Here is a 23005-nt window from a genome sequence, read left to right on the forward strand (position 1 = left end):
GCCCGCAGCCCCGCCGTTCCGCAGTCACTTCGTGCGGGTCACCACGCGTCGCACCCACCAAAACCGACTGCGGAACACGCACGCCGACGCACACGGACGCACACGGACGGCCCCGGCAGCCCGACGGCCCGCAGCCCCGCCGTTCCGCAGTCACTTCGTGCGGGTCACCACGCGTCGCACCCACCAAAACCGACTGCGGAACATCGAGGGGGGCGCACCGGCGACGACACGGAGCACCGCCGGGGGCGGGGCGGGGTGCGCCTCCGGTTCTCCGAAACAGCGAGAAGGGCCGCCGGTAGGCTGGAACGCGTGAAGATCCTGGTTCTCGGCTCGGGCGCGCGGGAGCACGCCATCATCCTGGCGCTGCGGTCGGAGGAGGCGGAGCACGAGATCTTCGCGGCCCCCGGCAACGCCGGGATCGGGCAGGACGCACAGCTGGTCGCCCTCGATCAGAACGACCCCGTGGCCGTCAGCCAGTTCGCGATCGACAACGACATCGCCCTCGTCATCATCGGCCCGGAGGCCCCGCTGGTGGCGGGTGTCGCCGATGCGCTGCGCACGCGCGGCATTCCGGCGTTCGGGCCCGGCCAGGCGGCCGCGCAGCTCGAGGGATCGAAGACGTTCGCCAAGCGGATCATGGACGCCGCCGGTGTTCCGACGGGCCGCGCCGTGCGCGCGCACACGCACGCCGAGGTCGAGGCCGCGTTCGACGATCTCGGCGCCCCGCACGTCGTCAAGGCCGACGGACTCGCCGCCGGCAAGGGCGTCATCGTGACGAGCGACCGCGAGGCCGCCCTCGCGCACGCCGACGAGTACCTGCCGTCGGGCGCGGTGCTCGTCGAGGAGTTCCTCTCGGGACCCGAAGTGTCGCTCTTCTTCCTCAGCGACGGCGACCACGTGCTGCCGCTCAGCCCCGCCCAGGACTACAAGCGCCTGCTCGACGGCGACGAAGGCCCCAACACCGGCGGCATGGGCGCGTACTCCCCGCTCCCCTGGCTCGACGGCAGGTTCGGCAGCGAGCGCGAGTTCGTGGAGCTCGTCACGCGCGACATCGCCGAGCCCGTGATCCGCCAATTGGATGCTGAGGGCACCCCGTTCATCGGACTCCTCTACGCCGGACTCATCCTGACCGACGACGGCGTGAAGGTCATCGAGTTCAACGCCCGCTTCGGCGACCCCGAAACCCAGGTCGTGCTGCCCCGGCTCGTCGACCCGCTGTCGGAGCTGCTGCTGGCCGCGGCATCCGGTCATCTCGAGGATCTCCCCCTGCCGGCCTTCGCCAACGACGTCGCCGTGACCGTCGTCCTCGCGAGCGAGGGCTACCCGGCATCGCCGGTCACCGGTCGGGCACTGACGAACCTGCGCGAGGCGGAGTCGGTCGAAGGCGTGCACCTCGCTCACGCCGCCACCGCAGAGACCGACGGCGGCCTCGTCGCCACCGGCGGACGCGTGCTCAACGTGGTCGGCGTCGCCACCACCTTCGTCGAGGCCCGCGACCGCGCCTACCGGGCGCTCGGCGCGATCGGCCTCGAAGGCGGCCAGCACCGCACCGACATCGCCGCGCGCGTCGCCGAAGGGCTCTGACGCATGGGTCGGCGCGCGGCTGGGCCCACGCGCCCGGAGGCTCCGCGCGCCGCGCCAGCGGCGGCTCGGGTGGGCGTGGGATCCGTGCTCTCCATCACCCTGTTGCTCGTCAGCGCGGCCGTGACCGGGTGCTCGGGAACCGTCGACATCGACGCCCCCGGCACGGAGTTGATGGACCAGGCGCACCAGGTCGCGAACGAGGCCCTCGTGGCCGCGGCCACGACCGGGCTGCAGGCGCTGCAGGCGACCGGTGCGGTCACCGAGGATGCGGTGCGCGACGCGCTCGAGAAGGCCGGAGCGGCCGAGGTCGAGACCCGTGTCGTGGGCGACAGCCTGCTGTTCGGTGCGGAGGTCTCGGGCGGGTGCGTGTACGGCTCGGTCGGCACCTCGGGCAGCGTCTCGATCGACCTCGGCGGCGTGAACGCCGACGGCGGGTGCCTGCGCGAGCCGTGACCAGCCTCGGCAGCGCGACGGATGCACGTCCGCTGCGACCCTCCCGGGCCCTTCCCGGCGGACGCCTGCTGACCGATCCGAAATTCGGAGGTACGCCCGGTTTCCGGAGCAACGGCGCCTAAGACTTCCGGGAACGCCCGCTATCGTCCGAACTCCGGACCGGGAGGTCGGGCGCCGCGGGATCCTCGGCCGATCCGGAATTCGGAGGTGCGCCCGGTTTCCGGAGCCGTAGCCCCCCACAAACTCTGGACAATCGGCGAGAGTCCGAATTCCGGACCCGGCAGGTGGGGAACCCATGCCTCCGCCCGGGGACTGGCCCGCACGCCGCAACGACCTCAGACGTCGGCGCGGGAGCGTGAGCAGTCGGCAACCAAGGCTTGCGTGATCGGTGGGTCGTGTGCGTTGCCGGACCCGCGGCGCGCGGCGAAGCTGGGAGGAGCCTCCCGCGCCATGCTCGGTGTCCGTCGGCGAGGCGTCTGGAGGAACCCGTGAGCACCACCGTCAGTCCCAACCTCGTGAAGGGCCGCTTCTCGACCGAGGGGTCGGGCGAGCCCATCGAGGTCCGCGATCCCGCGACCGGCGCGACGAGGTGTTCGGACCCGTGCTCGGCATGATCGAGGTCGACACGCTCGACGAGGCGATCGAGGCGGTCAGCGACTCGCCGTACGCCCTGTCGAGTGCCGTGTACACGCGCAGCCTCGACGCAGCGTTCCGCTTCGTCGACGAGGTCGACACCGGACAGGTCTCGGTGAACCAGCCGACGAGCGGGTGGGACATCCACCAGGCGTTCGGCGGCTTCAAGGAGTCGGGTTCGCCGTTCACGGAGCAGGGGGCCGAGGCGATCCGCTTCTACACTCGGGTGAAGACGGCGGCGGTGAGGACGCACGGATGAGGAAGACAGGGATCATCGGTGGCGGCATCGTGGGGGTGGCGTTGGCGCGGGCGCTGAGCGCGCGCGGCGACGAGGTCATCGTCCTCGAGAAGGAGGGCCGGCTGTCGCAGCATCAGACCGGACACAACTCCGGGGTGGTGCACGCGGGCCTGTACTACAAGCCGGGGTCGCTGAAGGCGACGCTGTGCGCGGCCGGGCGGGTGTCGATCCGCGAGTTCTGCGAGGCGAAGGGCCTGCCGTACCGGGAGGTCGGCAAGCTGGTGGTCGCGGTGGACGAGTCGGAGCTTCCCGCGCTGGCCGAGATCGAGCGGCGCTCGCTGGAGAACGGGGTGCCCGACCTGACACGCATCGACGATCTCGAACAGCTGCGGGAGATCGAGCCGCACGTCGCCGGGGTCGCTGCGGTGCATTCGCCGCACACCGCCGTGGTGGACTACGCCAGCATCACCGAGGCGATGGCGCAGGACGTCCGCGCCGGCGGCGGCGAGGTGCGGCTCGGCCACGAGGTCACCGCGATGACACTCGAGAACGGCCGGGTGCGGGTGGTGACGCCGGTGTCGGAGGACGTGTTCGACCGGGTGATCGTGTGCGCCGGGCTGCAGTCCGACGTGGTGGCCCGGTTCGTGGGCGCCGACCCGTCGCCGAAGATCCTGCCGTTCCGCGGCGAGTACTGGGAGCTCGCGCCGGAGCGCACCGACCTCGTCAAGGGGATGATTTACCCGGTCCCCGACCCGCGATTCCCGTTCCTCGGGGTGCACTTCACCCGCGGGGTGTACGACAACGTGCACGTCGGCCCGAACGCCGTGCCGGCCCTCGCCCGCGAGGGGTACAACTGGCTGCAGTGGTCGGTGAAGGACACGATCGAGTCGCTGCGGTGGCCGGGCGCGTGGCCGCTCGCGAAGCAGCACTGGCGGATGGGTGTGGACGAGATCTCGGGGTCGCTGATCAAGCCGCTGTACTTCCAGAAGGCGCGCCGGTTCGTCCCCGAGCTGCGCTCGTCGGACCTGTCCCACAAGCACGGCGCCGGGGTGCGCGCGCAGGCGTGGAGCCGCGAGGGTGAGCTGCTCGACGACTTCGCGGTCGACCAGGTCGGCCCGGTCACGCTGCTGCGCAACGCCCCCTCGCCCGCCGCGACCAGCTCCATCGCGATCGCCGAGTACGTCATCGCCCACTACCTCGACGCACCGCGCGCTGCTGCTCCCACGGCGAAGACGGCAGCGACGGATGCTGCGCCGCCGGCCATGCCCGCCCCTTAGCGTCCACTGAACCAAGGCCCCGCAACCGCGGCGCTCATCGCCGACGCAGTCGCCATCGATCGGCCGATCGGACGAGGCGATTCGAGCCGAGCGGCCGAAGCGGGCGAGCCCCGGCCACGGCGACCATGGCGGCATGACAACCGCCACCGTCCGCCCGCGAGCCGCGCGGCGCCGGCCCGAATGGCTCGCGCCCGCCGGCCTCATCGCCCTGAGTCTCGTGCCGATCGTGGCCGGCTCCGCCCGTCTCGCCCAGCTCACCACGGGAGCCACGGTCACCGCCGAGAACGCCCGGTTCTTCGACTCGCCCATCCCCGTCGTGGCGCACATCATCGGGTCGAGCGTGTTCCTCGTGCTCGGCGCTCTGCAGTTCGCACCGTCGCTGCGCCGCCGGCGCTGGCACCGCTTCGCCGGGCGCGTCGTCGCGCCCGCGGGGCTGGTCTCGGCGCTGTCGGCACTGTGGATGACCGTGTTCTACGACATCCCCTCCACCGTCACGGGGCCCGGTCTGCCGGCGATCCGCATCGTGCTCGGCACGACCATGGCCGCCGCCATCGTCGTCGCGCTCGTCGCGATCCGGCGGGGCGACGTGCGCACGCACAGCGCGTGGATGACCCGCGCCTACGCGATCGGCATGGGCGCCGGCACGCAAGTGCTCGTGTTCATGCCGTACACGCTGGTGATCGGCACGCCTGCCCCGTTCACCCACACGCTGCTGATGACGGCCGGCTGGGTGATCAATCTCGTCATCGCCGAGGTCGTGATCCGGCGGCGCGCCCGCGCCGGACGCGGCCGCCGCGGCGCCCCGATGGCGGCGACCGGTGCCCGCCTATCATGAGGGCATGACGAGCCCGGCCCGCGCGCTCTGGGACGCGCCCGCGGCCGTTCCGGCGCCGCCGAGGCGGGTCTGGCGGGACTGGGCGCTCGTCGGCGTGATCCCGGTGCTCGCGGTGTTCGAGGCATCCGTCCGCGTCGACGTGCCGTGGCGCTGGCTGTGGGCCGCCGTGCTCACCGTGCTCGCTCCCACGCTGCTGTGGCGCCGGTCGCGCCCGTTCACGATGCTCGCGATCGCGTTCGCGGTCGGCACCACGGTGGGCCTCGCGACAGCGGGCGACCCGCAGCTGTACACGACGGCGTACTTCCTGATCCTGCTTTACGCGGTGTTCCGTTGGGGCTCCGGGCGGGCGATGATCGGCGGCGGCGCGGTGGTCGTGATCGGGATGCTGCTCACCTTCCTCGCGACACCGCCCCAGGTCGCCGACGTCATCGGCGGCGTGGCCGTCGCGGTCATGACGTCCACCCTCGGCCTGGCCGTGCGGTGGAGGCGCCGCGCGCGCAGCCGCGAGCTCGAACAGGTGCGGCTGCTCGAGCGCGAGCAGCTCGCCCGCGACCTGCACGACACGGTCGCGCACCACGTGTCGGCGATCGCGATCCAGGCCCAGGCGGGCAGCGCCGTGGCCGCGACCGATCCCGGCGCGACGGTGCAGGTGCTGCGGGCGATCGAGGCCGAGGCGACGCGCACGCTCCGCGAGATGCGCGCCATGGTGGGCGTGCTGCGTGGGCCGGGCGACGCGCTCGCGCCCACCCCCGGGCTCGCCGAGATCCGCACACTGGAGACGACGGATGCTGCGACCCCGGCGGTCGCCGTGAGGCTCGGCGGTGACCTCGACAGCGTGCCGCAGGCGGTCGCCGCCGCGGTGTTCCGGATCGCGCAGGAGGCTGTGACCAACGCCCGCCGCCATGCCCGCGGCGCCACCCGGATCGAGGTGGGTGTCGAGGTCGGCGCGGAGGGCGTGCGGCTCGAGGTGCACGACGACGGCGGGGCTGCAGGTGGGCCCGCGCGCCCGGAGGCTCCGCGCAGCGCGCCGGCGCTGCGTGGAGGGGGCGTGGGGATCGCTCCCTCGTTCGGCTACGGGCTCACCGGCATGCGCGAGCGCGCCGCGCTGCTGGGTGGCACGTGCGAGGCCGGACCGGCGCCCGGCGGAGGCTGGGTCGTCGCCGCGATGCTTCCGCGGGCAGGATGGACCGCATGAGCGTGCGCGTGCTCGTCGCCGACGACCAGGACCTCGTGCGGACAGGGCTGCGGATGATCCTGGACGCGCAGCCCGACATCGAGGTGGTCGGCGAGGCCGCCGACGGCGCCGAGGCGGTCGCGCTCGCGCGGAGCCGCCGCCCCGACGTGTGCCTGCTCGACATCCGCATGCCGGTGATGGACGGGCTCGCGGCGACCCGGGCCCTCGCCGGCCCGGACGTCGCCGACCCGATCCCGGTCGTCGTCATCACGACCTTCGACCTCGACGAGTACGTGTACGAGGCGCTGCGGTCGGGGGCTCGCGGGTTCCTGCTCAAGGACGCCGGCGCCGTGTTGCTCGCCGAGGCCGTGCGCGCGGCGGCCCGCGGCGATGCGCTCATCGATCCGAACGTGACCGTGCGGCTCATCGAGGCATTCGCGGGCGGGACTGCCCAACCGGCGGTACAGCCCTCCAGCCCTCTCACCGACCGGGAGGAAGCCGTGCTCGCGGGCGTCGCCCGCGGGCTCGGCAACAGCGAGATCGGCGACGAGCTGCACGTCTCGCTCAGCACGGTGAAGACGCACCTCGCGAGCATCATGACGAAGCTCAACGCCCGCAACCGCGTCGAGCTCGCGATCTGGGCGCACGAGCGCGGCCGCGCCCGGCGCTGAACCACGGGAAGACAAAAGAAGGACGCCGGCGCCGCGTGCTGGGGGACATGCGGGCCGGCGTCCTGACGACGTCCGGGATCTGGGGAGGACCCTGCGGGCGCCGCGCGACCTGAGCTGGGGAAATCAGGTCTGACGACGGATGAAGCGCATCAGCCACGCGATCACGGCGATGACGATGATCACGAGGCCGATCCAGAGCAGGAACTTGGCAGCCTCGATGAAGACGCCCAGCAGCAGCAGGACGATTCCGACGATGAGCAGGATCACTGCGAGTCCGGTCATGTGACCATGGTGGGCGGCTGAGCCGCCGCCGACCAAGCTCTTGACAAGCTCCCCGAACGGCGTTAGTCGGATGCGGCAGCCGCGTTCGCGGCCTGCCATTCCTCGGTTGACGTCGTCTTCGGCCGACGAAGGAACAGGACGACGACGACACCGACGAGCATGACCGCGGCCGGCAGCAGAATCGCCTGCGCCATCGCCTGCGAGAAGCCGTCGATCACGAACGGAGGCAGCGTTCCTTCGCCGAACCCGCCCGAGGCGTCGGACGCGCCAGGAAGGTTCGCCTCGAGCCGGGCCTGCATGAAGGCCGCGATCGAGGCCGAACCGATCACCGAGCCGATCGTGCGGGTGGTGTTGTAGATGCCCGCGCCGGCACCGGCCTGTCGCGGAGGCAGGTTGCGGGTGGCGGTGGTCGCGAGCGGCCCCCACATGCCGGCATTGCCGATGCCCATGAGCGCCGACGGCAGGAGGAACATCCAGATCGGGGTGTCGACGTTCATGAGCGACGAGTACCAGAACAGCGCACCCGCGACCATGAGCAGTCCCGGCACCAGGAGGAAACGCGGGTCGGTGCGGTCGAGGAGGCGGCCGGCGAACGGCGCGCCGACGCCCGAGAGGACGGCCATCGGGATGAGCAGCAGCGCCGACTGTGTGGGGGTGAGCCCCCGGGCGAGCTGGATGAAGAACATCAGCGGCAGCGACATGCTCGTCACCGTGAACCCGACGATCGCGATGCCGAGGTTCGACACCGAGAAGTTGCGGTCGCGGAAGAGCGGCAGCGGCACGAGCGGCTCGTTCTTGGTGCGCGCCTGCGTCCAGATGAACAGTGCCATCACCGCCACACCGCCGGCGATCATCGCCCACACCCACGGCGCCCAGTCGTACTTCTCGCCCTCCTGCAGGCCGAAGACGATCAGGAAGAGGCCGATGGCGCTCAGCACGACGCCGACGATGTCGAAGCGGTGCGCGTGCGTCTCGAGCTGGGGCACGAGAATCCACGCGAGCACGAACGCGATGACACCGACCGGGATGTTGATGAAGAAGATCCACTCCCACCCGAAGCCGTCGACCAGCAGGCCTCCGGCCAGTGGCCCGACGAGGGTCGCGACACCGGCGGTCGCGCCCCACAGGCCCATCGCCGCGCCGCGGCGGTCCGGTGGAAAGGTGCGCGTGATGACGGCCATCGTCTGGGGAGTCATCAGCGCGGCGCCGAGGCCCTGCACCGCACGGGCGATGATGAGCATCTCGAGCGTGCCCGACAGGCCGCACCACAGCGAGGCGAGCGTGAAGACCGTCAGTCCGATCAGGTAGATGTTCTTCGGCCCGAACCGGTCGCCGAGGCGGCCGGTGATCAGGAGCGGCACCGCGTACGCGAGCAGATAGGCCGAGGTCACCCACACGACGTTGTCGAGGTTGTTGGTGTCGGGGTCGAGCGCCGCCTTGATGGCGGGGTTCGCGACCGAGACGATCGTCGTGTCGACGAGGATCATGAAGAAGCCGATGACCAGCGCCCAGAGGGCGGGCCAGGGGCTGCGCGGCTCGTGCCCGACGGCGTAGGCACCGGTGGCCGGGCCGTCGACCCGAGCGGTGGCGGATGCCGCGCCCGCCGTGGGGCGGGACTCCGGCGTATCAGGGGTGGTCACTGTCGTGCTGCCTTTCTCTGGGCGAGATAGCGTTCCGAGGGGATGGGGGTGGGACCCCAGGCGAAGTCGGGATCGGCGATGCGCGGGAGCACTGCGTCCATCCACACGAGCTCCGCGCGCAGGAGCGCGAGCTCGCGGTCGATCTCGATGAGGTACTGCGGGGGCACGCCCTTCTCCAGGGCCTGACGCTGGCCCTCCTCGAGGGCCCCGAGGGAGACTGCGAGCGCGTCGCGTCGAACGTCGAGCAGCTCGATCGCCTCGTCGCGATCCAGTCCGTGCACCTCGGCGAGCGCGACGCGGAACTCCGCCGGCCGGTCCACCCGCGGCAGCTCGCGGCGCACCCATTCGAGCACCGCGGCGGCGCCGGCATCCGTCTGCGTATAGGTGGTGCGCTCCGGGCGGTTGCCGTCGCGGTCGACGCCGACCTCGGCGATCAGTCCCGCCCGCTCGAGCCGCCCGACGGTGTGGTAGACCGTGCCGTTCGTGATCGTGACGAGCCGGTCGTCCCGGCGGAGGTGCATCAGCCGGATCATCTCGTACGGGTGCATGTCGCCCTCGCTCAGCAGCGCGAGCACGGCCACCCCGAGCGGGGTGAGGCGGGCGACGGGGTCTGACACGATGATCACTCCAGTTCGATTAGTCCACGTGGACTATACGCTTCTTCGTCGCGGCATGCACCCTCGCGCTCTGACGGTGGGGCGCCCCCGATGCGACCCCGCCCCGAAACCCGCCGGAGTCACCCGGGATAATGGACGGGTGACGGCTATCCCCACCCCCACGACCGAGCTCCCCGGCTGGCGCCACGCCTACTCCGGCAAGGTCCGCGACCTCTACGTCCCGGCGGGCACGCCCGAGGGGGCGACGCCCGAGCGCATGCTGGTCGTCGCGAGCGACCGCGTCAGCGCGTTCGACCACGTGCTCTCGCCGGGCATTCCGGGCAAGGGCGAGCTGCTCACGACCCTGAGCCTCTGGTGGTTCGACCGGCTCGCGGGTGCGGACGGGGGGCGCAGCATCCCGAACCATCTCGCCGCCTCGCACCAGCTCACGCTCGGGGCCGACGGCGAGGCCAACACCGCCGACGACCTCAAGAGCCTGATCCCGGATGCCGTCACCGGCCGCGCGATGGTCGTGAAGAGCCTCGACATGCTGCCGATCGAGTGCGTCGTGCGCGGGTATCTCACCGGCTCGGGCTGGGCGGAGTACCGCGAGAACGGCACGGTGTGCGGCATCGCCCTGCCCGAAGGGCTCTCGAACGGCGACCGGCTGCCCGAGCCGATCTACACCCCCGCCTACAAGGCCCCGCTCGGCGAGCACGACGAGAACATCTCGTACGAGCGCACCGTCGAACTCGTCGGCGCCGAGCGCGCGGCGGAGCTCCGCGACCTCTCGCTCGAGATCTACGCGCGTGCGGCCGCGACGGCCGAGGCGCACGGCGTGATCCTGGCCGACACGAAGTTCGAGTTCGGCCTCGACGGCAGCGGCGTGCTGACGATCGCCGACGAGGTGCTCACCAGCGACTCGTCACGATACTGGGATGCCGCGGCCTGGGCGTCCGGCACGACCCCCGACGAGCGCATGGCGAGCTTCGACAAGCAGATCGTGCGCGACTGGCTGGCCGCGAACTGGGCGGCGCCGCGCGAGGGGGAGCCGCCGGCACTCCCGGCGGACATCATCGACCGCACCACCGCCCGCTACCGCGAGCTGCTCGAGCGCCTCACCGCCGCCTGACGCCGCGGCGCGGCATCCGCCTCACGCGTTCTTCATCGCCTTCAGCCGGGCCAGCAGCACCGGCCCGGTGCTGTCGAGCATCCTGCCGCCGATCAGGATGCCGGCGACGAGCACCGCGGTGCCGCCCACGATCCCGATGGCGAACGCGATCCAGCTGAAGGTCGGGTTCTGCATGAAGTACCCGATGACCCCGACGATGATCGCGGGGGCCGAGAGCGCGAGGGCCACGAGCCAGATGCCGAAGAACGCCATGCCCTGCAGGAACGTCGTGCCGGGGACGCGCTTGAACGGGTTGTCGCCCGAGCCCGGAACGGGCACCACGAGCTGGGCCGAGGTGACGGCGCAGACGCCGTAGCAGGTGAAGAGGATGCCGAGCGCCATGCCGAGGATGCCGGGGAACTGCGTCCAGTCGCCCGCGAACGCGAAGGGCAGCGCCGCGGCCAGCAGCACCAGCGGCACCGCGACCGCGGCGGCGGCGAGGATGCGCCCGAGCCGGTCGGCGCGACCGCGCGCCCCCGTCGCGACCTCGGTGCCGAACGCCGTGCCGTCGTACGAGATGTCGGCGTACACCACGATGCCGATGATGAACGCGATGATCGGCGCCGAGAACGCCAGCGCCACGAACGGGTCGCCGTCGCGGGCGTAGAACCACAGCAGCACCGGCACGAGCGGCACGGCGATGAGCTGGCGCAGATACCGCGGGTCGCGCGTCCAGTACGTCAGCGACCGCGCGAAGACCGCGCCCGCGGCACCGCTCGGCACCCGGCCGAACCATCCGATCGACCCGGACCGCGCGGCGGCGGCCGACGTGAGCCGGGGCCGCACGAGCGAGCGCGTGAGCGAGGCGCGCCAGAGCAGCCACAGCGCCGCGAGGGTGGCGAGTGCGATGAGCAGCTTCGCCGCTGCGGCGGGCAGGTCGCCGGCGGCCGCGTCGGCGGGCACGGCCCATGCGGCGCCGAGCGGCGTCCAGCCGAGGAGCGGCACGAGCTCGGCGATGGTGTCCGCGTTCACGGTGACCCCGTTGGCGAGCCCCACGATGATGGGCCCCGCCAGGATGAGCGGGATGAAGACGAGGATGCCCGCGACCTCGCGGAAGCGTCGGCCTCCCCCGAAGCCGGAGGCGACCGTCGCGACGGCACGTGAGGCGACCACCGCCGTGAGCACCGCCAGCGGCGTGCTCACCAGCCAGGCGACAAGCGCCGCAGGCCAGTGCGCCCAGGTGGCGATCGTCGCGATCGCGGCCGCAGACGTGATGATGCCCGGGATGCCGCAGACCGCGGCGAGCGTGAGCGCGACCATCATCCGCGAGGTCGTCAGAGGGAACACGACGAGGCGGTCGGGGTCGAGCGTCGTGTCGACGCCGAAGGCCACGAGGGGGATGAGGGCCCACCCCAGCGTCACCAGCGACCCGGCGCCCACGATGACGATGCCCGCGAGCCGGACGTCGGCGAAGCCCAGCAGGACGAGGCCCGCGACGATGCCCACGAGGATCAGGGCGCCGTAGAGGGCACCGAGGATGAACCCGACCAGCTGCCACGGACTGCGCGCGAGCTGGTTGCCGAGCACCCGGAACCGCAGCCTCAGGAGCGTCGCAACCATTCCGGCCCCTCCGTGTGACGGCGGCCGCCGACGAGCTCGACGAAGCGGTCCTGCAGGGACTCCCCGGCCCGCACGTCGTCGACGGTGCCCGCGACGAGCAGCCGGCCCGCCGCGACGATCGCGACGTGGTCGCACATGCGCTGGACGAGGTCCATCGAGTGGCTCGAGACGATGACGGTGCCGGCGCCGGCCACGTAGCCGGCGAGGATGTCCTCGATGTTCGCCGCCGACACCGGATCGACCGACTCGAAGGGCTCGTCGAGCACGAGCAGGCGTGGGGCGTGGACCAGGGCGCACGCCAGTGCGATCTTCTTGGTCATGCCCGCCGAGTAGTCGACGACCATCGTGCCCGCGGCATCCGTCATGTCCATGAGGGAGAGCAGATCAGCCGTGCGCTGGGCGATCTCGTCGTGCGGCAGACCGAACAGCAGCCCGTTGTAGGTGACGAGCTGCTCGCCGGTGAGGCGGTCGAACAGCTTGACGCCGTCGGCGAGGTTGCCGACCATCGCCTTCGCCTTCACGGGCTCGCGCCATACGTCGACGCCGTGCACGAGCGCCTGACCCGCGTCCGGCATGAGGAGCCCGGTCGCCATGGACAGCGTCGTGGTCTTGCCGGCGCCGTTCGGGCCGACCAGCCCGTAGAACGATCCCGCGGGCACGCGCAGGCTGACGTCGGCCACGGCCACCTTCTCGCCGAAGCGCTTGTGGAGTCCCCGGAACTCGAGGGCGGGCGGTGTCGCCAGGGTCGCTGGGTCGGTCACGTCTCTCCGTCGGTTCGGCATCGAAGGCCCGGGTGCGAGCCGGAATCCGTCCAGCCTCTCGGATGCCGCGTGGCCGAGCAACTCGCGCGCACCCGCTCGCTAGGGTGATCCTCGCACCATCACCCGAGCGCAAGGAGCGCGCATGCCTTTGTGGACCATTCACGGCAACGGCCGGACCGTCGAACCCGGGAAGGTGGTGAAGCCCGACGAGCGGCTGAACTGGCCCGCGACGGTCGCGATCGGCGCGCAGCACGTCATCGCGATGTTCGGCGCGACGTTCCTGGTGCCGGTGCTGACGGGTTTCCCGGTCTCGACGACGCTCCTCTTCTCCGGCATCGGAACACTGCTGTTCCTCCTCATCACGAAGAACCGCCTCCCCAGCTACCTCGGCTCGTCGTTCGCGTTCATCGCACCGGTCACCGCCGCGACGGCGTCGCAGGGCATGGGCTCGGCCCTCGCCGGCATCGTCGCCGTCGGCGTGCTGCTGGCCGCGGTCGGCTTCATCGTCCAGTTCGCGGGGCTCGGCTGGATCGAGAAGCTCATGCCGCCGGTCGTCGCCGGCGCCATCGTCGCGCTCATCGGCTTCAACCTCGCCCCGGTCGCGTGGCAGAACTTCCAGCGGGCGCCGATCACCGCGACCATCACGCTCGCGGCGGTGATCCTCGGCAGCGTGCTGTTCCGCGGATTCCTCGGGCGCATCTCGATCTTCCTCGGTGTGATCGTCGGCTACATCGTGGCGCTGCTGCGCGACGAGGTGGACTTCACGCAGGTGAACGAGCTCGTCGCGAACGGGCAGTGGGTGGGCCTGCCGACCTTCCAGTTCCCGGCGTTCGGCAACCCCGGCACCTGGAGCGTCATCGCGATGTTCCTGCCGGTCGTGCTCGTGCTCATCGCCGAGAACGTCGGCCACGTGCGCGGCGTCGCGACCATGACCGAGTCATCCGTCAACCAGTACACGGGCCGTGCGCTCATCGCCGACGGCGCCGCCACCGTGCTCGCGGGAACCTTCGGCGGATCGGGCACGACGACGTACGGCGAGAACATCGGCGTCATGGCGGCCACCCGCGTGTACTCGACGGCCGCGTACTGGGTCGCGGGCGTCTTCGCGATCCTGCTGTCGCTGTCGCCGGTGGTCGGCGCGGTGTTCAACTCGATCCCCGCCGGCGTGCTCGGCGGCGTGACGACCGCCCTGTACGGCCTCATCGGCATCATCGGCATCAAGATCTGGGTCGACAACCGCGTGGACTTCTCGCGCCCGGTGAACCAGTACACCGCGGCCGTCTCGCTCGTCATCGCGATCGCGGGCTTCACCATGGTGTGGGGCGACTTCCAGCTCGGCGCGATCGTCATCGGCGCCGCCGCGGCCCTGCTGATCTACCACCTCGGCAACGCGATCGCCCGATGGCGCAAGACCGGCGCGGACGACGGCGGCCCGCTCCCCGCCGTCGGCCAGCTCGGCGGCGACCCGCAGGACTCGCAGGTCAGGTAGGCCGCTGGCCGCAGCATCCGTCCCTGTCCTGTTTCTGGGGGTTGGGGCGCATTCTGTCCGTCGGGGCGCGATCTGTGCGCCCCAACGGAGGAATCGCGCCCCGAACCCAGAGGATCGGAGAGATGAAGCGGGAATGGATGCTGCGCGCAAATGGTTGTAGCTACACGTGAATGAGATCGCGCCCCACGACCGCCTCGCCGCCGCCACCTCGATGGGCGCAGTGACACTCCTCGTCGGCGACCTCGACGGCATGACCGCGTTCTACCGCGACGTCATCACCCTCCAGGTGCTGTCGGCCGAGGGGGACGAGGTCGTGCTCGGGCGCGCGGGCCGGCCGATCGTCATCCTGCGGCACGAGCCCGCGCTGCACCACGCGAGCCCCGGCGCGGCCGGGCTCTTCCATACGGCGATCCTCTTCGAGACGCAGGAGGCCCTCGCCGCCGCGCTCTACAGCGTCGCGCAGCGCGCGCCGCAGACCTTCACCGGCTCGGCCGACCACCTCGTGAGCCAGGCCTTCTACCTCACCGATCCCGAGGGCAACGGCGTCGAGCTGTACTGGGATCGCGCCCGCACCGAGTGGTCGTGGACCCATGGCAGTGTCGAGATGGCGACGATGTACCTCGACCCCAACGGCTTCCTCCGCGAGCACCTGACGGAGCGGGCCGCGAGCGGCGGGACCGGGCAGGACGCAGCATCCGTCGGTCATGTGCACCTGTCGGTCGGCGACGTCGCGAGTGCCCGCGCCTTCTACGTCGACGCGCTCGGCTTCGACCAGACCGCCGAGCTCGGCAACCAGGCGCTGTTCGTGAGCGCCGGCGGGTACCACCACCACATGGCGATGAACGTCTGGAACTCGCGCGGCGCCGGCCCGCGGATGCCCGCGCTCGGCCTCGGCCGCGTCGACCTGGCCCTCCCCGATGCCGACTCGCTGGGCGAACTCGCCGAGCGCCTGCGCCATCACGGCTTCGAGGTGCGCGACGACGGCCGCACGGTGGCCTTCGACGACCCCTGGCGCAACCTCCTGCACGCGACGGTTCCCGGCCGCGGCTGACCCCCCCACCACTTCACCTTCCGCAGTCACATCGTGCGGCTTCGCGGCCCCCGGTCCCACCGAAACCGACTGCGGAGCGAAGGTCTTCGGTGTTCCGCAGTCGCATGGTGCGGGTGCCGCCGCCCCGCGGCCGCGAAAAGTGACTGCGGAACGAGGGGGCGGGGAGGGGGGGGGGGGGGGGGGGGGGGGGGGGGTGGGGAGCAGGGGTGGGTCAGACGGATTCGCGGACGACGAGCTCGGTCTCGAGGATCGTGACGTGACGCGGATGCCGCCCCGCGAGGAGGTCGACGAGCACCGTGGCCATGCGCTCGCCCTGTGCGAACGACGGCTGGCGCATCGTCGTCAGCTGCGGGGTGACGGAGGTGGCGACCGGGGAGTCGTCGAAGCCGATGATCGCGACGTCCTCGGGGACGCGCAGTCCCGCGGCCGTCAGCACCGTCAGCACGCCGCGCGCCATGAGGTCGCTGGCGACGAACACCGCGTCGGGCTGGGCGCCGGTCGCAAGGATGCGGCGCATCGCGTCGGCACCGCCGTCGGCGGTGAAGTTGCCGTCCTCGACCGCGATCTCGTCGAGGTCCCACGCGGCGAGCGCGTCGCGATACCCCTGCAGCCGGTCGACGCCGGCGGGCATGTCGCGCGGGCCGGTGACCGTCGCGATGCGGCGGCGGCCGCTCTCGATCAGGTACACCGTGGCGTCGTAGGCCCCACGGACGTTGTCGACGTCGACGTAGTAGTCACGGTCGCGCTCGCGCACCGGGCGGCCGCCGTAGACGACGGGCACGACGCTCGCGATGCGGTCGATGAAGGTGTCGCTGGTGTGGTGGGAGACCACGATCGCGCCGTCCACCGCACCAGAGCGCACATAGCTCGTCGTCTTGTCGCCCGGGTCGTCGCTCGCGATGAAGAGGTTGAGCACGTAGTCCGAGCGGCTGAGGCGCGAGTTGATGCCCGACACGATCGCCGCGAAGAACGGGTCGCCGAAGAACCGGGTGGTGTCCTCGGGAACGATCAGAGCGATCGCGTGCGTCTTCTGGCTCGCCAGTGACCGGGCGGCGCGGTTGGGGACGTAGTTGAGCTCGCTGATCGCGCGGGTCACCGACTCCAGGGCTTCGGGGCTCACGGCGGTCGAGCCGTTCACCACGCGGGAGACCGTCGAACGGGAGACCCCCGCCGCGGCGGCGACCTCTTCGATCGTCACGGCGTGTGCGCTGCCGGCTCCCCGCTGGGTAGGCCGCATGGCGTCGGTGCTCATTCCTGTCCCCTCCTTCCCGGATGCTACTGCGCCACGACTCCGCGCGGCGCAGTGCTACGACGCGACCGTCGCCGCGCGCGCGGACTCCAGGTCGATCGCGCGAGCGCCGATGATGCGGCTGTACTCGAGCGCGCTGTCCTTGGGCGTGCGCTCCTGGGTGTCGTAGTCCACCCGCACGATCCCGAAGCGCTTCTCATAGCCCCACGCCCACTCGAAGTTGTCCAGCAGCGACCAGTAGAAGTATCCGCGCACGTCGACGCCGGCCTCGGCCGCGTCGAGGATCGCCCCGAGGTGTCCACGCAGGAACTCGACGCGATCGGCGTCGTGGACGTGCTTCACGTCACCCTCGACGACGAGCTCGTCGTCGTACGCGGCGCCGTTCTCGGTCACGTAGAGCACGGTGCCGGCCTGCTGCGCGTACTCGTCCCACACCCGCTCGAGGAGCGTGGTGAGGCCCTCGGGCTGCACCTCCCACTGCATCGGCGTGCGGGGAAGGCCGCGCTCGTGCCAGTAGATGCCCTCGTACGAGGGGTACGGCGAGCGGGCGGGGCGGTCGGTCGGCGCGTCGCCGCCGATCGGCGGGTCCACCGGCTCATGGCCGCCCACGTACTCGCCGTGGTAGTAGTTCACACCGAGCGTGTCGATGGGCGTCGCGATGATCTCGAGGTCACCCGGGCGCACGGCGGTCTCCCACGCGGCGACGGCCGCAGCATCCACCTTCCGGATGTCCTCCACGATGTCGGCGGGGTACTGCGCACGGAAGATCGGGTCGAGGAACCATCGGTTGAACTGGCCGTCGATCCGACGTGCCGCGTCGACGTCGGCGGGGTCGCTGTCGTCGACCGGCTCGGCGACCGTGAGGTTCAGCGTGATGCCGAGCTTGAGCGACTCGTCGCGAGAGCGCAGCTCGCGCACGGCCTGGCCGTGGCCGAGCAGCAGGTGGTGCGCGGCGAGCACGCCCTCCTCGACGCTGTAGTGGCCCGGCGCGTGGATGCCCGCGGTGTAGCTGAGGAACGACGAGCACCACGGCTCGTTGAGCGTGGTCCACACATCGACCCGGTCGCCCAGGGCGTCGTGCATCGTCAGCGCGTACTCGGTGAAGAGGTCCGCGGTGTCGCGGTTGGCCCAGCCGCCCTTCTCCTGCAGAGCCTGCGGCAGGTCCCAGTGGTAGAGCGTCAGCCACGGGAGGATGTCGGCCCCGAGCAGCTCGTCGACCAGTCGCTTGTAGAAGTCCAGGCCCTGGAGGTTGACCGCCCCGCCGTCGGGCCGCACGCGCGACCACGACGTCGAGAAGCGGTACGTCTGCAGGCCCAGCTCCTTCATGAGCGCCACGTCATCGCCGTAGCGGTGATAGTGGTCGCACGCCACATCGCCGTTGTCGGCGTTGATGACGGCGCCCGGCACGCGGCAGAACGCATCCCAGATGGAGTCGCGGCGGCCGTCTTCGTGGGCGGCGCCCTCGATCTGGAAGGCGGCGGTCGCGGCGCCGAACAGGAAGTCCTGGGGGAAGGCGCGAGGGATCGCGGTCGTCATGAGGTCAATGATCCTCTCGGGGAACGTCGGTGTCAGGATGCCGAAGGCTGTGGGGAACGGGAAGGGTCTAGCCCTTGACGGCGCCGGCCATGATGCCGCTGACCAGCTGCCGGCCCGTGAAGGCGAAGACGATGAGGAGCGGAATGGTGGCCAGGAGCACGCCAGCGAGCACGACGGAGTAGTCGACGAAGTAGTTCGACTGCAGGAGCGAGAGCGCCACCGGGAGCGTGGGGCTCTGCCTGTCGAGCACGATGAAGGGCCAGAAGAACTGGTTCCACGCGCCCACGAAGGTGAAGAGGAACAGCATCGCGGCGGCGGGCCGTGCGGCGGGCACGCCGACCGTCCAGAACGTGCGGAGCATGTTCGCCCCGTCCACGCGCGCCGCCTCGATCAGCTCGTCCGGCACGGTCTGCGACAGGTACTGCGTCATCCAGAACACCCCGAACGCGCTGGTGAGCGCGGGGATGATGATGGCACCGATCTGCCCGGTCCAGCCCAGGTCGGAGAAGAGCAGGTAGAGGGGCACGACGCCGAGCTGCATCGGCACCGCCATGGTGGCGACCACGAAGGCGAGCAGCCCCTTGCCGCCGGGGAAGCGGAGCTTCGCGAACGCCCAGCCGGCGAGGGTCGAGAACAGGACGACGGATGCCGCGATCACGGTCGAGCTGAAGATCGAGTTCCAGAGGGCCTGCCAGAAGTTCACGGCAGGGTCGTTGATGACCTTCAGGGCGTTGTCGATGAAGTTGCCGCCCGGCAGCCACGACATGTTCGGGTTGTTGATGGTCGAGGCGTCGCCCGAGCCGATCAGGAACGACCAGTAGTAGGGGAAGAGCGCCGAGACCACGACGACTCCGAGACCGACGTACACCCAGACCCCGGCGCGCACGCCGCGGATCTTCGTGGTCCGCCGGCTCCGGCGCGCGTTGGGCAGGTTCTCCTCGACGACCGCGAGGGGCGGGGTGCTGATGGCGCTCACTGCTGGGCTCCCTTCCGGCCGCGGCGGCGGCGCTGGATGACCCCGCGTCCGCCCTCGTCGCGTACGAGGGCACGGGTGATGGCGAGGTTGATGAGGCCGATCGCCAGGATGATGATGAAGAGGATCCACGCCAGGGCGGCGGCGCGGCCGAAGTTGAACTCGCCCCAGCCGATGTTGTACAGGTACAGCGTGATCGTGAGCCACTGGCCGGCGGCACCGCCGCGGCCGGTCTGGTCGAACATGCGGGGCTCGTCGAAGATCTGCAGGCCGCCGATCGTCGAGGTGATGATGACGAAGATCAGGGTGGGCTTGAGCGAGGGGAGCGTGATGCTCCAGAACTGGCGGAAGGCGTTGGCGCCGTCGACGGTCGCCGCCTCGTAGTACTCGCGCGGCACGGCCTGCATGGCGGCGAGGAGGATGAGGGCGTTGTAGCCGGTCCAGCGGAAGTTGACCATCGTGGCGATGGCGATGTGGCTCCAGAACGGGTCCTTGTGCCACGCGATCGGGTCCAGCCCGAGGTTCGTGAGCACGTTGTTCACGAGTCCGTGGTTGTCGCCGAAGAGGTTGCTGAAGATCAGCGCGACGGCGACCGGGGCCATGACGTACGGGAGCAGGACGCTCATCCGCCAGAAGGTCTTGGCCCGGATGTTCTTGTCGAGCATCGCCGCGATGAACAGCGCCAGGATGAGCTGCGGCACCGACGAGAGCAGGAAGATGCTGAAGGTGTTCCGCAGGGCGATCCAGAAGTCGGCCTGGGAGAGGATCCAGACGTACTGGTCCAATCCGACGAAGGTGCCGGAGTTGCGGACGAGGTCCCACTCCTGGAACGAGATCACCGCCGTGTAGACGATCGGGAAGAGCCCCACGATCGCGAACAGGATGAAGAACGGTGAGATGTAGAGGTACGGGGAGAGCTTCAGGTCCCAGCGGCTGAGGCGGTGGGAGAAGGAGAGGACGCGCGGCTGGCGCTCCGGATCGGGCCGATCGGCCGGCCCGGATGCCGTCGTACGGGTGGCGGTCGTGGTCACCGGTGGCTCCGATTCGGGTGTCGAGGGGTGGGCGTGGAGGCGGAGTGCGCGCGGGCCGGGGGGAACCCGCACGCACTCCGCTTCTGCTGTCAGACCTGGCCCGCGGAAGCGGGCCGGATCGTCAGTGTCGGCCTATCAGAAGGCCTCGACCTCGGCGACGTACGCGTCCCACGACGCCTGGGCGTCCTGGGTGCCGTCGAAGACGCGGGTGATGGCGTCCTGGAGCGCGGTGTTGTACTTGAAGTAGTCCGCGCTCTTGTACGGGGTGACGGTGATCGCCGCGGAGCGGTCCGCGAAGATCGTGCCGGTCGGCGCGTCGGCGAAGTACTCGTTCGTCGATTCGGTGATCGACGAAGCGCTCTGCGCGTCGAGGGCGCTCGGGTAGGCGCCGACGTTGACGAACGTCTTCTCCTGCTGCTCCGGAGCGGTCAGCCAGTCGGCGAGCTTCAGGGCCTCGTCGACGTTCTTGCCGTTGGCCGGAACGGTCAGGTACGAGCCGCCCCAGTTGCCGCCGCCGTTCGGGAACGCGTTCGCGATCTCCCAGCCGGTGACCTCGGGCGCGTTGCCCGAGATGATGCCGAGCATCCACGGCGGGCACAGCATCGCGGCGAACTCACCGTTGGCCATCGACGCGTTCCAGTCGTCCGACCACTGGCCCGAGTAGGCCGAGTTCGGGATGCCGCGCTCGACGACGAGGTTGTACGCAGCCTCGAGGTCGGGGTTGTCGGTCGCGACGACGGTGCCGTCGGGCTCGTCGTACGGGAACTCGATCTGGTTGACGATGCCCTGGAACGCGGAGTTCGCGGAGTCGAGCATCGGCTTGCCGGTCGCAGCCTTGTACTGGTCGGCCAGGTCGAAGAACGTGTTCCAGTCGCCGTCGATCGCCGAGGCGACCTCGTCGGGCGTCGAGGGCAGGCCGGCGGCCGAGAACAGGTCGGCGCGGTAGCAGACGGCCTGCGGGCCGATGTCGGTGCCGAAGCCGACGAGACGGCCGTCGGCGTCGGTCGCCGCCGCTTCCTTCCACTCGACCCAGCGGCCCTTGGCGCTGTCGGGCACCTCGGCGAGCAGGTCGGAGTACTGCATGGCCTCGGCGAACCAGTCGACCTCGACCGCCTCGATGTCGGCGAGGCCCTCCTTGCCGAGCTTCGCGAAGAAGTTCGTGCGGGCGTCGTCGGTGATGGCGGCCTTGTTGTGGACGATCTTGATGTTCGGGTTCTCGTCCATGTACTCCTGGAGGAGTTCGTCGTCGTACCCGAAGTCGTTGAACGTGGCCAGGGTCAGCGTGATCTCGCCGTCTTCGCCACCGGCATCGTCTCCGCTGCCACCGGCGCAGCCGGCGAGGACGATGGCCGAAGCCGAGAATGCGGCGATTGCCACGGCGCTTCTGCGGAAGGCGCGTGCGTTCACTGTCACTCCTTTGTGTTGTCAGGGTCGTGTGTGTTGCAGGACCGGCGCGGAGGGAACCGTGCCGTGGTGGTCGTGGGAGCGTTCCCATCGATCGAGACGCAACGCTATGGGATCGCTCCCACGAAGTCAAGGGAGCGCTCCCATGGATTGATCACGGTTGTGTCACGGGGTTCGGGCGACGCTTCGGGCGGGGCTCAGGGGCGGCCGCAGAAACGCCGCGCGCACGGCCCGTAGACTGGAGGGGACCTTTGCCCGCGACATCCGGCGTCTCGATTCCTCGCTGCGCTCGTCGCTCAACGACCGATAGCTGCGGCCTCCGGCCGCCAGGAGGATCCCGATGCCCACCATCGTCGTCGACGTCATGCCCAAGGCCGAGCTTCTGGACCCGCAGGGGAAGGCCGTCTCGGGCGCCTTCGCCCGTCTCGGCGTCTCCGACTTCAGCGCGGTGCGCATCGGCAAGCGGTTCGAGCTCACCGTCGACGGCGAGGTCACCGACGAGGTGCTCGCCGAGGCCCGGCGCATCGCCGACGAGATCCTCTCCAACTCCGTGATCGAGGACGTCGTCGGCATCGAGGTCGTCGAATGACCGCCCGCATCGGCGTCATCACCTTCCCGGGCTCGCTCGACGACCGCGACGCGCAGCGCGCGATCGAGATCGCCGGCGGCGAGGCCGTCGCCCTGTGGCACGGCTCGCACGACCTCGACGGCGTCGACGCGCTCGTCCTGCCGGGCGGCTTCAGCTACGGCGACTACCTGCGCGCCGGTGCCATCGCGGCGCTCGCGCCGATCATGGCGGAGGTGAAGGATGCCGCGGCCAAGGGCATGCCGATCCTCGGCATCTGCAACGGCTTCCAGATGCTCGTCGAGGCGCACCTGCTGCCGGGCGGCCTGATCCGCAACGCGCACCAGCAGTTCGTCCGCCGCGACCAGAAGCTTCGCGTCGAGAACAACGACACCGCGTGGACCAGCGATTTCGCCTCCGGCCAGGAGATCGTGATCCCGCTCAAGAACGCCGACGGCGGCTACATCGCCTCGGAGTCCGAACTCGACCGCCTCGAGGGCGAGGGCCTCGTCGCCTTCCGCTACCTCGGCGTGAACCCGAACGGGTCGCTGCGCGACATCGCCGGCCTCACGAACGAGCGGGGCAACGTGGTCGGCCTCATGCCGCACCCCGAGCACGCCGTCGAGCCGGGCTTCGGTCCCGACACCGCCGCCGCGATGCGCTCGGGCGTCGACGGCCTGTCGTTCTTCACGTCGGCCATCGCCGCCGTGGTGGGCGCCGCGGCCTGAGCCGCAGCATCCACGGTCCGGTCTAGATGTGATGTCCAGGGACGTTGTTGCGTGAATCGCGTGTGATCTGCTGACGGGCGAAGGCCTCCCGTTGCGAGAGTGGA

23 protein-coding genes are annotated in these 23005 nt (G+C 70.7%); 13 read left to right on the plus strand and 10 right to left on the minus strand.

Annotation, left to right across the window (positions count from 1 at the left end):
• The first annotated feature begins 309 nt into the window (after nt 1-309).
• From purD to AC3A46_RS17395, 8 genes are all read left to right on the plus strand, one after another.
• On the plus strand, nt 310-1584 hold the full coding sequence (gene purD, locus AC3A46_RS17360; protein ID WP_487666330.1) for a phosphoribosylamine--glycine ligase: 1275 nt from the start codon (nt 310-312) through the stop codon (nt 1582-1584).
• A gap of 84 nt (nt 1585-1668) precedes the next feature.
• A complete protein-coding gene (locus AC3A46_RS17365) occupies nt 1669-2037 on the plus strand; it encodes a hypothetical protein (RefSeq protein WP_487666331.1) in 369 nt (122 codons plus the stop codon).
• Between the two features lie 488 nt (nt 2038-2525).
• A complete protein-coding gene (locus AC3A46_RS17370; RefSeq protein ID WP_487666332.1) occupies nt 2526-2651 on the plus strand; it encodes a hypothetical protein in 126 nt (41 codons plus the stop codon).
• Nucleotides 2648-2929: an aldehyde dehydrogenase family protein gene (locus tag AC3A46_RS17375; RefSeq protein WP_487666347.1), complete on the plus strand. Its 282-nt coding sequence runs from the start codon at nt 2648-2650 to the stop codon at nt 2927-2929. Before AC3A46_RS17370 ends, AC3A46_RS17375 begins: the two co-directional genes overlap by 4 nt.
• Nucleotides 2926-4185, plus strand: a complete 1260-nt coding sequence (gene lhgO / locus AC3A46_RS17380) for an L-2-hydroxyglutarate oxidase (protein WP_487666333.1) — start codon at nt 2926-2928, stop codon at nt 4183-4185. The genes AC3A46_RS17375 and lhgO overlap by 4 nt, the downstream gene beginning before the upstream one ends.
• A 133-nt stretch (nt 4186-4318) precedes the next feature.
• The gene (locus AC3A46_RS17385) at nt 4319-5020 is read left to right on the plus strand and encodes a DUF2306 domain-containing protein (protein ID WP_487666334.1); all 702 of its coding nucleotides are present in this window, start codon (nt 4319-4321) and stop codon (nt 5018-5020) included.
• A 4-nt stretch (nt 5021-5024) separates the two neighbouring features.
• The gene (locus AC3A46_RS17390) at nt 5025-6215 is read left to right on the plus strand and encodes a sensor histidine kinase (RefSeq protein WP_487666335.1); all 1191 of its coding nucleotides are present in this window, start codon (nt 5025-5027) and stop codon (nt 6213-6215) included.
• Nucleotides 6212-6865: a response regulator transcription factor gene (locus AC3A46_RS17395; RefSeq protein WP_487666336.1), complete on the plus strand. Its 654-nt coding sequence runs from the start codon at nt 6212-6214 to the stop codon at nt 6863-6865. Before AC3A46_RS17390 ends, AC3A46_RS17395 begins: the two co-directional genes overlap by 4 nt.
• Before the next feature lie 123 nt (nt 6866-6988).
• Here the strand turns inward: AC3A46_RS17395 and AC3A46_RS17400 are convergent, their stop codons facing one another.
• From AC3A46_RS17400 to AC3A46_RS17410, 3 genes are all read right to left on the minus strand, one after another.
• Nucleotides 6989-7147, minus strand: coding sequence for a hypothetical protein (locus AC3A46_RS17400; RefSeq protein ID WP_169583593.1), 159 nt, complete (start codon nt 7145-7147; stop codon nt 6989-6991).
• Nucleotides 7148-7209: 62 nt separating this feature from the next.
• Nucleotides 7210-8787 carry a DHA2 family efflux MFS transporter permease subunit gene (locus AC3A46_RS17405; RefSeq protein WP_487666337.1) on the minus strand — a complete coding sequence of 526 codons (1578 nt, stop codon included), beginning with the start codon at nt 8785-8787 and terminating at the stop codon, nt 7210-7212.
• A complete protein-coding gene (locus tag AC3A46_RS17410; protein WP_487666338.1) occupies nt 8784-9404 on the minus strand; it encodes a PadR family transcriptional regulator in 621 nt (206 codons plus the stop codon). Before AC3A46_RS17410 ends, AC3A46_RS17405 begins: the two co-directional genes overlap by 4 nt.
• A 148-nt stretch (nt 9405-9552) precedes the next feature.
• Between AC3A46_RS17410 and AC3A46_RS17415 the strand changes: the two genes are divergently transcribed.
• A complete protein-coding gene (locus AC3A46_RS17415; protein WP_487666348.1) occupies nt 9553-10515 on the plus strand; it encodes a phosphoribosylaminoimidazolesuccinocarboxamide synthase in 963 nt (320 codons plus the stop codon).
• A 21-nt stretch (nt 10516-10536) separates the two neighbouring features.
• Here the strand turns inward: AC3A46_RS17415 and AC3A46_RS17420 are convergent, their stop codons facing one another.
• A complete protein-coding gene (locus AC3A46_RS17420; protein WP_487666339.1) occupies nt 10537-12114 on the minus strand; it encodes a hypothetical protein in 1578 nt (525 codons plus the stop codon).
• Complete coding sequence (locus AC3A46_RS17425; RefSeq protein WP_487666340.1) at nt 12096-12896, minus strand: ABC transporter ATP-binding protein; 801 nt, start codon at nt 12894-12896, stop codon at nt 12096-12098. Before AC3A46_RS17425 ends, AC3A46_RS17420 begins: the two co-directional genes overlap by 19 nt.
• Before the next feature lie 121 nt (nt 12897-13017).
• Between AC3A46_RS17425 and AC3A46_RS17430 the strand changes: the two genes are divergently transcribed.
• A complete protein-coding gene (locus AC3A46_RS17430; protein ID WP_487666341.1) occupies nt 13018-14364 on the plus strand; it encodes a uracil-xanthine permease family protein in 1347 nt (448 codons plus the stop codon).
• A gap of 211 nt (nt 14365-14575) precedes the next feature.
• The gene (locus AC3A46_RS17435) at nt 14576-15415 is read left to right on the plus strand and encodes a VOC family protein (protein WP_487666349.1); all 840 of its coding nucleotides are present in this window, start codon (nt 14576-14578) and stop codon (nt 15413-15415) included.
• Nucleotides 15416-15626: 211 nt separating this feature from the next.
• Here the strand turns inward: AC3A46_RS17435 and AC3A46_RS17440 are convergent, their stop codons facing one another.
• From AC3A46_RS17440 to AC3A46_RS17460, 5 genes are all read right to left on the minus strand, one after another.
• Entirely contained in the window at nt 15627-16667 is a 1041-nt protein-coding gene (locus AC3A46_RS17440; RefSeq protein WP_487666342.1) for a LacI family DNA-binding transcriptional regulator, read from the minus strand.
• 54 nt (nt 16668-16721) lie between these two features.
• Nucleotides 16722-18200, minus strand: a complete 1479-nt coding sequence (locus AC3A46_RS17445) for a glycoside hydrolase family 1 protein (protein ID WP_487666343.1) — start codon at nt 18198-18200, stop codon at nt 16722-16724.
• 67 nt (nt 18201-18267) lie between these two features.
• The gene (locus AC3A46_RS17450; protein ID WP_487666344.1) at nt 18268-19176 is read right to left on the minus strand and encodes a carbohydrate ABC transporter permease; all 909 of its coding nucleotides are present in this window, start codon (nt 19174-19176) and stop codon (nt 18268-18270) included.
• Nucleotides 19173-20204: a carbohydrate ABC transporter permease gene (locus AC3A46_RS17455; RefSeq protein ID WP_487666345.1), complete on the minus strand. Its 1032-nt coding sequence runs from the start codon at nt 20202-20204 to the stop codon at nt 19173-19175. The genes AC3A46_RS17450 and AC3A46_RS17455 overlap by 4 nt, the downstream gene beginning before the upstream one ends.
• 135 nt (nt 20205-20339) lie before the next feature.
• On the minus strand, nt 20340-21581 hold the full coding sequence (locus tag AC3A46_RS17460) for an ABC transporter substrate-binding protein (RefSeq protein ID WP_487666346.1): 1242 nt from the start codon (nt 21579-21581) through the stop codon (nt 20340-20342).
• 367 nt (nt 21582-21948) lie between these two features.
• Here AC3A46_RS17460 and purS point away from each other — a divergent pair, with 367 nt between their 5' ends.
• Complete coding sequence (gene purS, locus AC3A46_RS17465) at nt 21949-22197, plus strand: phosphoribosylformylglycinamidine synthase subunit PurS (RefSeq protein ID WP_056365237.1); 249 nt, start codon at nt 21949-21951, stop codon at nt 22195-22197.
• On the plus strand, nt 22194-22901 hold the full coding sequence (purQ, locus tag AC3A46_RS17470; protein WP_045296262.1) for a phosphoribosylformylglycinamidine synthase subunit PurQ: 708 nt from the start codon (nt 22194-22196) through the stop codon (nt 22899-22901). The genes purS and purQ overlap by 4 nt, the downstream gene beginning before the upstream one ends.
• Nucleotides 22902-23005: the final 104 nt, after the last annotated feature.

The sequence above is a fragment of the Microbacterium sp. Soil_C_42 genome, from assembly GCF_057656735.1.

Bases quoted from the DNA above. Each gene is read 5' to 3' on its own strand.
- AC3A46_RS17430 (WP_487666341.1), top strand. From the start codon at position 13,018: ATGCCTTTGTGGACCATTCACGGCAACGGCCGGACCGTCGAACCCGGG.
- AC3A46_RS17435 (WP_487666349.1), top strand. From the start codon at position 14,576: ATGGGCGCAGTGACACTCCTCGTCGGCGACCTCGACGGCATGACCGCG.
- AC3A46_RS17420 (WP_487666339.1), bottom strand. From the start codon at position 12,114: ATGGTTGCGACGCTCCTGAGGCTGCGGTTCCGGGTGCTCGGCAACCAG.
- AC3A46_RS17385 (WP_487666334.1), top strand. From the start codon at position 4,319: ATGACAACCGCCACCGTCCGCCCGCGAGCCGCGCGGCGCCGGCCCGAA.
- AC3A46_RS17395 (WP_487666336.1), top strand. From the start codon at position 6,212: ATGAGCGTGCGCGTGCTCGTCGCCGACGACCAGGACCTCGTGCGGACA.
- AC3A46_RS17425 (WP_487666340.1), bottom strand. From the start codon at position 12,896: ATGCCGAACCGACGGAGAGACGTGACCGACCCAGCGACCCTGGCGACA.
- purS (WP_056365237.1), top strand. From the start codon at position 21,949: ATGCCCACCATCGTCGTCGACGTCATGCCCAAGGCCGAGCTTCTGGAC.
- AC3A46_RS17390 (WP_487666335.1), top strand. From the start codon at position 5,025: ATGACGAGCCCGGCCCGCGCGCTCTGGGACGCGCCCGCGGCCGTTCCG.
- AC3A46_RS17440 (WP_487666342.1), bottom strand. From the start codon at position 16,667: ATGAGCACCGACGCCATGCGGCCTACCCAGCGGGGAGCCGGCAGCGCA.
- purQ (WP_045296262.1), top strand. From the start codon at position 22,194: ATGACCGCCCGCATCGGCGTCATCACCTTCCCGGGCTCGCTCGACGAC.
- AC3A46_RS17375 (WP_487666347.1), top strand. From the start codon at position 2,648: ATGATCGAGGTCGACACGCTCGACGAGGCGATCGAGGCGGTCAGCGAC.
- lhgO (WP_487666333.1), top strand. From the start codon at position 2,926: ATGAGGAAGACAGGGATCATCGGTGGCGGCATCGTGGGGGTGGCGTTG.
- AC3A46_RS17400 (WP_169583593.1), bottom strand. From the start codon at position 7,147: ATGACCGGACTCGCAGTGATCCTGCTCATCGTCGGAATCGTCCTGCTG.
- AC3A46_RS17445 (WP_487666343.1), bottom strand. From the start codon at position 18,200: ATGACGACCGCGATCCCTCGCGCCTTCCCCCAGGACTTCCTGTTCGGC.